Annotated in this window: 7 protein-coding genes and 1 pseudogene; 5 read left to right on the forward strand and 3 right to left on the reverse strand. The window is 65.7% G+C overall.

Features of this window, described 5'->3' with window-relative positions; all coding sequences use genetic code 11:
* The 3 genes from QZ186_RS10870 to queG form a co-directional block, all read right to left on the reverse strand.
* Positions 1-2,023 (reverse strand): DNA topoisomerase (ATP-hydrolyzing) subunit A (locus QZ186_RS10870; RefSeq protein WP_296416768.1); only part of this gene is annotated, 2,023 nt, incomplete at its 3' end.
* 25 nt (positions 2,024-2,048) lie between these two features.
* Positions 2,049-2,936: a hypothetical protein gene (locus tag QZ186_RS10875; protein ID WP_296416770.1), complete on the reverse strand. Its 888-nt coding sequence runs from the start codon at positions 2,934-2,936 to the stop codon at positions 2,049-2,051.
* A gap of 21 nt (positions 2,937-2,957) precedes the next feature.
* Positions 2,958-3,926 (reverse strand): tRNA epoxyqueuosine(34) reductase QueG, encoded by a 969-nt coding sequence (queG, locus tag QZ186_RS10880; protein WP_296416771.1) that lies wholly within the window; start codon positions 3,924-3,926, stop codon positions 2,958-2,960.
* Positions 3,927-3,943: 17 nt separating this feature from the next.
* On the opposite strand from queG, the gene QZ186_RS10885 reads away from it, so the two are divergent.
* The 5 genes and pseudogenes from QZ186_RS10885 to QZ186_RS10905 form a co-directional block, all read left to right on the forward strand.
* Positions 3,944-4,594 (forward strand): HpsJ family protein, encoded by a 651-nt coding sequence (locus QZ186_RS10885; RefSeq protein WP_296416772.1) that lies wholly within the window; start codon positions 3,944-3,946, stop codon positions 4,592-4,594.
* A 68-nt stretch (positions 4,595-4,662) separates the two neighbouring features.
* On the forward strand, positions 4,663-5,412 hold the full coding sequence (locus QZ186_RS10890; RefSeq protein WP_010314136.1) for a DUF502 domain-containing protein: 750 nt from the start codon (positions 4,663-4,665) through the stop codon (positions 5,410-5,412).
* Positions 5,412-6,038, forward strand: a complete 627-nt coding sequence (nusB, locus tag QZ186_RS10895) for a transcription antitermination factor NusB (RefSeq protein ID WP_296416773.1) — start codon at positions 5,412-5,414, stop codon at positions 6,036-6,038. Before QZ186_RS10890 ends, nusB begins: the two co-directional genes overlap by 1 nt.
* Positions 6,039-6,046: 8 nt before the next feature.
* Positions 6,047-7,534 (forward strand): signal recognition particle-docking protein FtsY, encoded by a 1,488-nt coding sequence (gene ftsY / locus QZ186_RS10900; protein WP_296416774.1) that lies wholly within the window; start codon positions 6,047-6,049, stop codon positions 7,532-7,534.
* Positions 7,535-7,597: 63 nt separating this feature from the next.
* Positions 7,598-8,194, forward strand: a pseudogene (locus tag QZ186_RS10905) (serine/threonine protein phosphatase); the annotation flags it as partial.

An 8,194-nucleotide genomic window follows, 5' to 3' on the forward strand; every position in this document is an offset into this window, starting at 1 on the left:
GCTTGAGGCTGACCCCTTCCTTGAGCTTGAGGATTGAGGTCGCCCGCCCCGAGAGGTCTTGGAATTCAGCCAGAGGAAGACGCTTGAACCGGCCATCACTGCTCAGTAGGCCCACGCTCTTTCCTTCCGCTTCTTGCGGGAGCGGCAGCAGTTGCACCACCCGCTCTCCGCTCATCCCCTCGGGCAGGAATTTCTCAAGGGTGCCAGGGTTCTGCCCGGCAAACTCCCAGCGCAGCAAGGCCACTCGGCCAGCATCGGTGAAGGCCAACAGCGCGGGCCTGCTGCTGATCGGCAGGATCAGGCGGGCTGGCGAGGGGTTGTCGCCAAGAGGTGCTGGCTCATCGAGGTGAAGCCGTCCCAGCAATTGCGGGCCAATCACCTTGACCTGCCCATCGGCCTGGATCACCAGGCGGCCATCGCTGGGCAGCCCTTCAAAGGCCCGTTGGCGCAGGAGTTCCGTGTTGGGCCGTTGGGCCGCGGTGCGCTGGGCGACGAGCTCATCGCCACCTTCCACCAGCCGCGTCCGCCGGGGTGTGGCAAAGCGCTTTTTCAGTGCCTTGAACTCCGACACCATCGTGTCGAGTAGCGCAGGACGTTCATCCAGCAGGTGCCGCAGGCGGGCCCGCTCCTGGCGTAGGTCGTCCGCCTCCTTGCGCAGGCTTTCCTGCTCGAGGCCCGTCAGCCGGCGCAGGGGCATGGCGAGGACCGCATCGGCCTGGCGCTCATTGATGTCGAGGTGGACCTGCAGGCTGGCCTTGGCGCTGGAGGCATCGGGTGCGGCGGTGATCATCTCGATCACCCGTTGCAGGGCATTGAGGGCGGTGATCAAACCCTCGACCACTTCCAGGCGATCTTCCGCACGCTTGAGGGCGTGCTTGGTCCGCCGAATGATCGTCAGCTCGCGGTAGTCCAGGAACTCCTGCAGGAGCTGGCGCAGGCTCAGTTGGATCGGCTTGCCGTGGACCAGGGCCAGCAGGATCGCGCCGTAGTTGCTCTGCAGCGCCGTGCGCCGCTGCAGATCGGCCAACACCTTCTCTGGGTTGGCGTCCCGGCGCAGCTCCACCACGACCCGCATGCCGTCGCGGTCGGACTCGTCGCGAATGTCCGCGATCCCGTTGATCTTGCCGTCGTTGACCTGCTCGGCCAGCTTCTCGATCCAGCCCGCTTTGCTGAGTTGATAGGGCAACTCGGTGATCACCACGGCTCCGCGCTTGTGGCGTCCTTTGCCCGGCTGAATCTCCTCGATGTGGGCGACGCCCCGCATTGGGATGCTGCCGCGGCCATAGAGATAGGTGTCGCGTAGGCCGCTGCCGGTCAAGACTTCGCCGCCGGTGGGGAAGTCGGGGCCCGGCACCAGCTCCAGCAGCTTCTCGTCGCTCAGCTCAGGCTTGCGCACCAGAGCAATCAAGGCATCCACCACCTCTCCCAGGTTGTGGGGCGGGATGTTGGTGGCCATGCCCACGGCGATGCCGGTGCAGCCGTTCAGCAGCAGGAAGGGCAGCTGGGCCGGGAGCACGGTTGGCTCCTGCTGGGAGCCATCAAAGTTGTTGGCGAAATCGACCGTGTCGCTGCCGATCTCATCGAGCATCGCCTCATTGGCGATGGGCGCCAGCCGCGTCTCCGTGTAACGCATGGCGGCCGGTGGATCGTCGTCCACCGAGCCAAAGTTGCCGTGGCCGTCGAGTAGCGGATTGCGGCTGGCGAAGGTCTGCACCAGCCGGACCAGGGCGTCATAGACCGCTTGGTCGCCGTGGGGGTGGTACTTGCCGAGCACGTCGCCAACGACGCGGGCGCATTTCCGGTAAGGGCGATCGGGGGTCAACCCCAGCTCGTGCATCGCAAACAGGATGCGCCGCTGCACGGGCTTCAGGCCATCGCGGGCATCGGGCAAGGCCCGTCCCACGATCACGCTCATGGCGTATTCCAGATAGGAGCGCTGCATCTCCTGATGCAGCTCAATCGGCTGGATACGACGCTCGTCGGATGGGTCGGGCAGCGGCTTTTCGGGACGCGCCTTGGCCATCCGAGGTCAGAAAGTGCGGCTCAGCCTACCGAGGTTGTTCCGCGGGCTCAGCATCGGCATTGGCCTGAGCCCGCTCCACATCGCCCTTCAAGCTCGCGTTCCCCAGCAGAACACTGGTGGCTTCCCGCAGGCGCGTGCCCCAGAGCTGCTCCTGTTGATAGCTGCTCAGCACGTAGTTGGGATCACCCGCTAGGGCGCGCTTGGCCAGGTCCAGGCTCTCGCCGTTGCTGGGGTCTTGGGCATTGAGTGCCGCAGCCAAGGCCAACATCGGTTCTGCTGCCGTGGGCCGAATCGCCAGGACGGAGCGCCAGCGTTGGATCGCTTCAGCGTCCTTGCGCTGTTCGTAGAGCACCAGCGACTGGTTGTTGATGGCCTCCCAGAAGTCGCTGCGCAGCTTCGAGGCCCGCTCAAAGGCCGAGAGCGCCGCTTTGGATTCCCCCAGCAGGATGTAGCCGTTGCCGAGATCGAAGTAGGAACCGGCGTTCTTGTCGTCGATGCGCTGACCTTCGCGGATCAGTTCAACGGCGCGGGCCGGTTGGTTGGCTTTGAGGGCCAGGGAGCCCTGGGCAAAGAGGATCCCGGCATTGCGGGGGTCCAGGTTTCGCGCCTGCTCGAGCGATGCGGAGGCTTCGGCGTCCTCGCCACTACGCAACTGGGCTTCCGCCAGCAGCAGCCATCCCCGGGCATCCGTTGGGATCAGCTGAACGGTCAGCGCCGCGAGGCTGGCGGCCTCTTCCGCCTGGCCCAATTTCAAGAGTCGGCTGGCGGCCTGGGCAATGCCAAGCCCCGCGGCTTCCAGGTTGCGCTCGCTGGGCAGCACGACGTAGGGCACCAGCGCCTTGGCGGGGGTCCCAGTGAGGCTTGCCAGCATCAGGGGCGCTGTGGCCAGAACCTTCAACCAGCGCGCGGCCATCGATGCAGGGCGATCGAGCGCTCAGCCTAGGGCTGCTGCAATGTTTCGCCTCCACATTGAGGGCTTGATCCGCCGCAGGGCGGAGGCCCGCAGCTTCTCGTCCCACGCGCCGTCGCTCCAGCCCAGGGCATCAGCCCCTTGGAGATCCAGCCACCACGGCCTGGGCTGCAGATCGGGATCGCTGCTGGAGACCAGTGCTTGCTGGTTCCAGGGGCAGACGTCCTGGCAGATGTCGCAGCCGGCCACCCAGCCGTTCAAGTCCGAGGCGATGTCTGCCGGCAACTGGTCCGCCCGGTTCTCGATCGTGTGGAAGGCGATGCAGCGGCGGGCATCGACAACAAACGGCTCGGTGATGGCCTGAGTCGGGCAGGCGTCCAGGCAGGCGCGGCAGGCCCCGCAGTGGGGCGTAGCGGGTTCATCAGCGGGGAGCTCCAGGTCGGTCAGCAGATGCCCGATCAGCAGCCAGGAGCCCCAGTCGCGGTTGATCAGGTTGCTGTGTTTCCCGATCCAGCCCAGGCCCGCTTCCTCGGCCCAGGCCTTGTCCAGCAGGGGCGTGCTGTCGACGCAGGCGCGCCATTGGCTCTGCGGTTGGTTGCTCTCGAGCCAACGCCCCAGGGCCCGCAGGCGCCCATCGATCACCCGGTGGTAGTCCCGGCCCCAGCCGTAACGGGCCACCTTCAAGCTGCCGGGCGCAGGCTGGCGATCGACGTAGTAGTTCAGCCCCACCGCCACAACACTGCGGACCCCCGGCAGCAAGGCCTCAATGGCTTGCCGTCTGGGGTCCTGCATCCAGGCCATCTCGCCCTGATGCCCCGCGCTCAGCCAGCGCTGCAGGGCGGCGTTGCGCAGGCGGATCCGCTCGCTGCCCCTCGCCGAGGCAATCCCCACCAGGTTGAAGCCCAACTCCAAGGCCTGGGCCTTGAGGGCGCTGGCCAGATCAGCAGCCGGAAGGGGCTGTGGCTTCGGTTGATCGCCCCTACGCTTGCCCAACTTCCAAGGCCCTCCCGGTGAGTTCAGCAGTTGCAGGACGCTTCTCCAGTTTGTTGCGCTGGCTAGGGATCACCCTGGTGCTGCTGCTGGCGCTGCAATTGCTGGCGGTGCTCTCGGTCAACGGTTGGGGCGATGAGAGCTTCCGTCAGCTGCTGAGCTCCACCCTGATCACCCAGTCGCCGATGGCTCTGGTGGGGATGCTGTTGATGCTGATCGCTGCGCGGCTCGAGGATCCCCAGTCCGGTCCGACGCCCCTGCGTTGGACGGTGTGCGTGATCAGTGGTGTTCTGGCGCTGGCGCTGCTGTTCACGGTTCCCGCCACCATCGGCGGTGATCAGAGCCTGAGCGATCAGACCAACCAGTCCCTGCAGGCCCAACGCGGCCAGTTGGAGATGGCCAAGGCCCAGCTCGACAACCCCAAGGTGCTGGAGCAGGTGATCGAGCAGGGGGTTCAAACCGGTCAGATCCCCGAGACGGCCAGCGAAGACGAGAAGAAGAAGGCCGCTCGCGCCTTCATGCAAAGCCAGCTGCAGCAGGCGGAGAACCAAATCAAACAGGCCGAAACCCGCCGTGATTTGGCCTTGAACCAACGCCGGATTGGTGGCACAGGCACCGCTGTTGTTCTGGTGATCGCCTTTGCCCTGCTGGCCCTGGCGGCTGTTCTGTAGGGCGACTGGCTAAGTTGCAGGTTGGCCCTTTGTGACCGGAATTCCGGCCAGTTGAGCGACGCAACGTAGTGGTGCAATCGAGTCCCAGACCTGAGCAACCGCTGGGCGATCGTCTCCAGCAGGACCTCAAGAACGACCTGATCGCCGGTCTGTTGGTGGTGATTCCGCTCGCCACCACGATCTGGTTGGCGACGACGGTGAGTCGCTTCGTGTTGGCGTTTTTGACGTCGATTCCGAAGCAGCTCAATCCGTTCAACACCCTCAACCCTGTGCTGCAGGAGTTGATCAACCTGGGCCTGGGTCTCCTGGTTCCCCTGCTCGGGATCCTGTTGATCGGTCTGATGGCCCGCAACATCGTCGGCCGCTGGTTGCTGGAGTTCGGCGAGGGCACCCTGCAACGGATCCCCGTGGCGGGTTCCGTCTACAAGACCCTCAAGCAATTGCTGGAGACCTTCCTGCGGGATAACTCCAGCCGTTTCCGCCGCGTCGTGCTGGTGGAGTACCCCCGCGAGGGGCTCTACGCCCTGGGCTTCGTGACTGGCGTTCTGGGGGCGACCCTGTCGGCTGGCTTTGAGAAGCCGATGCTGAGCGTCTTTATCCCCACGGCTCCGAACCCCACGACCGGCTGGTATGCCGTGGTGCCGGAGTCCTCCGTTCAGGATCTGGATCTGTCGGTGGAAGACGCCTTCCGCACGATCATCTCGGCGGGCATCGTCAATCCCGATGAGCGTGAGACGCCGGCCAGCCGGAGTTTCTCCAGCCTTCTCGCCCAGCTGCGGGCCCCCGCTTACTCCCCCCTTCCCTCCAATAAGGCCTGATGCAGAGCCGCTCCGTAGCCCGCGAACTGGCCCTGCTGATGCTCGGTCAGGTCAGTGACCGTCAGCCCAGCGCCGACACCTCCCTGGACACCTTGCTGCAACAGGCTCTGGCTTCCCTGAGCCAACACGTGCGGGAGGCCCTGGATCAGGCCGCCACCGAATTGCAGGCCGCCCAACAGCAGCTTCTCGACAGCGAGTTGCAGGACCAGGGCGCCGTTGGTCAGTTGCCCCGGATTCGCCAGCACCTCCAGGACGGCTTGGAGCATGCCGAGAACGGCCTGAACCGCCTGTCCGCCAGCCTGGAGCTTCCGCGGCTGCTGATGCTCTCGGATCAAGAGGAGATCCGCCGCGGTGCCATCGAGCGTGCCCGGGCGGTGCTGTCGGGTCGTGCTGATCTGGATCAGCGCTTGGATGCGGTGATGGAGGGCTGGCGCCTGACGCGGCTGCCTCGCATTGACCGGGACATCCTGCGGCTCGCAGCCGTGGACATCGAGCAGTTCAATACCCCCGCGCCTGTGGCCTGCAATGAGGCCGTCGAGTTGGCCAACCGCTACAGCGATGAGCAGGGCCGCCGCATGATCAACGGCGTGCTGCGTCGTTTCACCAACGCCCCCGCCAAGAGCTGAGAGACGGCATGGTTTACGACTGGTTCAATCGCAGCGCGGCCCCTCAGAACCCCCAGGATCCCCAGCCGGAACAAGCCGCTGAGCCACCTGCCCAGGACGAGGCCCCTGCTGCTCCCACTCCTGCAGCTGCGGAGCCCTCAGACATCGATCAGGACGCTCTCGATTGGGCGCGACAGGCCTATGCCCGCCTGAAGGCCCAGCAGGAAGCGCAGAAGCAAGAAGCCGCCGCTGCCGCTGCTGATCCGCAACCCGAACCAGCACCCCAAGCGGAGCCCACCCCAGAGCCCGAGCCTGTAGTCGCTCCGGAGCCGGATCCCGTACAGGCTGTTCAGACCCCTGAGCCAGCTACAGGCTTGTCCTTGCTGGAGCAGGCAGCGGCCCAACGGGCCCAGCGCCAGCAAGAGCAGCTGGAGCGGGCGATTGAGACCCCGGCCGCTCCCGTCGAACCGACTCCAGCGGCGACCGATGAGGCGGCTCCAAGCCTGGGGGACTTCGATGAGGACTTCACCTGGTCGGCCGAGGTGTTGGCCGCCCAGGGCCGCCAGCTCTCTGACATTTCCCTCGAGGAAATCGACTGGCTGGGGCGCCTGCGCCGGGGCATGGAGAAGACCCGCCAGGGCTTCGTCACCCAGTTGCTCGACACCCTCGGCGACGACCCGCTGACCCCAGAGGTCCTCGACGACCTCGAATCGTTGTTGCTCCGCGCGGATGTCGGGGTGCAAGCCACCGACCAGGTCCTGGAGGCCCTGCGTAAGCGCCTCAACGAGGAAGTCGTCGAGCCCGAGGAGGGCATTCGCTTCCTCAAAGACCAGCTGAAGGGTCTGCTCGATCAGCCCATCAAGGCCAGCGGCACTGCGTTGCTTGCTCCCGAGCGCGGTCGCCTGAACGTTTGGCTGATGGTCGGGGTGAATGGAGTCGGTAAAACCACCACCCTGGGCAAGCTCGCCAACCTGGCGATCCGCAGTGGCTACAGCTGCCTGATCGCTGCTGCTGACACCTTCCGGGCCGCGGCGGTGCAACAGGTTCAGGTGTGGGGTGAGCGCAGTGGCGTCACCGTGGTCTCCAATCCTTCCGCGAATGCTGATCCTGCGGCGGTGGTCTACGACGCGATCGGTGCGGCTCAGGCCAAGGGCACGGACCTGGTGCTGGTTGACACGGCCGGTCGTCTGCAGACCAAGCACAACCTGATGGAGGAGCTCACCAAGGTGCGCCGGATCGTCGACAAGTTGGCGCCGGATGCCGAGGTGCAGTCCCTGCTGGTGCTCGACGCCAGCCAGGGTCAGAACGGCTTGAAACAGGCCATGGCCTTCGCTCAGGCGGCTGGTTTGACCGGTGTCGTGCTGACCAAGCTCGATGGCAGTTCCCGCGGGGGCGTCGCTTTGGCGGTTTCCTCGGAAGCGGGTTTACCGATCCGCTTTATCGGTGCGGGCGAAGGGATCCGTGATTTGAGGCCCTTCAACAGCTTCGAGTTCGTCGAGGCCCTGCTGGCCAAATAAACGCGGCTATCTTGCGCGCAAGTGAGCAACTTGCCGCCTGCCTATCACTCTCATCCCGGCGGAGTGGGCTCCCTGAAGCCGGCATCCGCCGTCGCTTCACTGCGTCAACTGCTGGACAGCCTGGGCAAGGAGCAGCGCCGCAATCAGGAGCTGCTGGCGTCGTTGGCCTTTGCCCTGCGCAGCTTCACCAACCTGGAGCGCTTCCTGGAGTTGGTCCCCCTCGTGGCGACGCGCTTGGTGGAGGCGGAAGGGGCCGTGCTGGTGGTCTTCCACCCCGATGGCCGGCTCTGGCGCGAGCAGCTCCACGGCAGTCATCCCGAGTTGCTGCGGCAGTTGGCAACGCTTTCGGATGAGCAGCTGCAGCAGGCCTCCGGCGATGAGGCGGTGGCCCAACTGCTGGATGCTCTGGTGCGCCGGCAGTTGGCGGATCGCCCCTTGGTCGCCACCTCCCTGGCCGCCCGCAGTCGTGTGCGCGGCCGCCTGTATGTCTTCGGTTCCAAGGCCGGCCTGAGTTGGAGTGAGAGTCACCGCCGCCATGTCCAACTCGTGGCGGACCTCGCCGGGGTTGCGGTGGAAGGCGATCAGCTGCTTCAGGAGGCCCGGCGCCATGAGCGCCTCGATCGCCAGCTCTCCACCGGCGGTGAAATCCAGGCCCAGTTG

Origin of the sequence: Vulcanococcus sp. DEBay_Sum29NL08_54, assembly GCF_017859255.1 — a bacterium.
Lineage (GTDB): Bacteria > Cyanobacteriota > Cyanobacteriia > PCC-6307 > Cyanobiaceae > Vulcanococcus.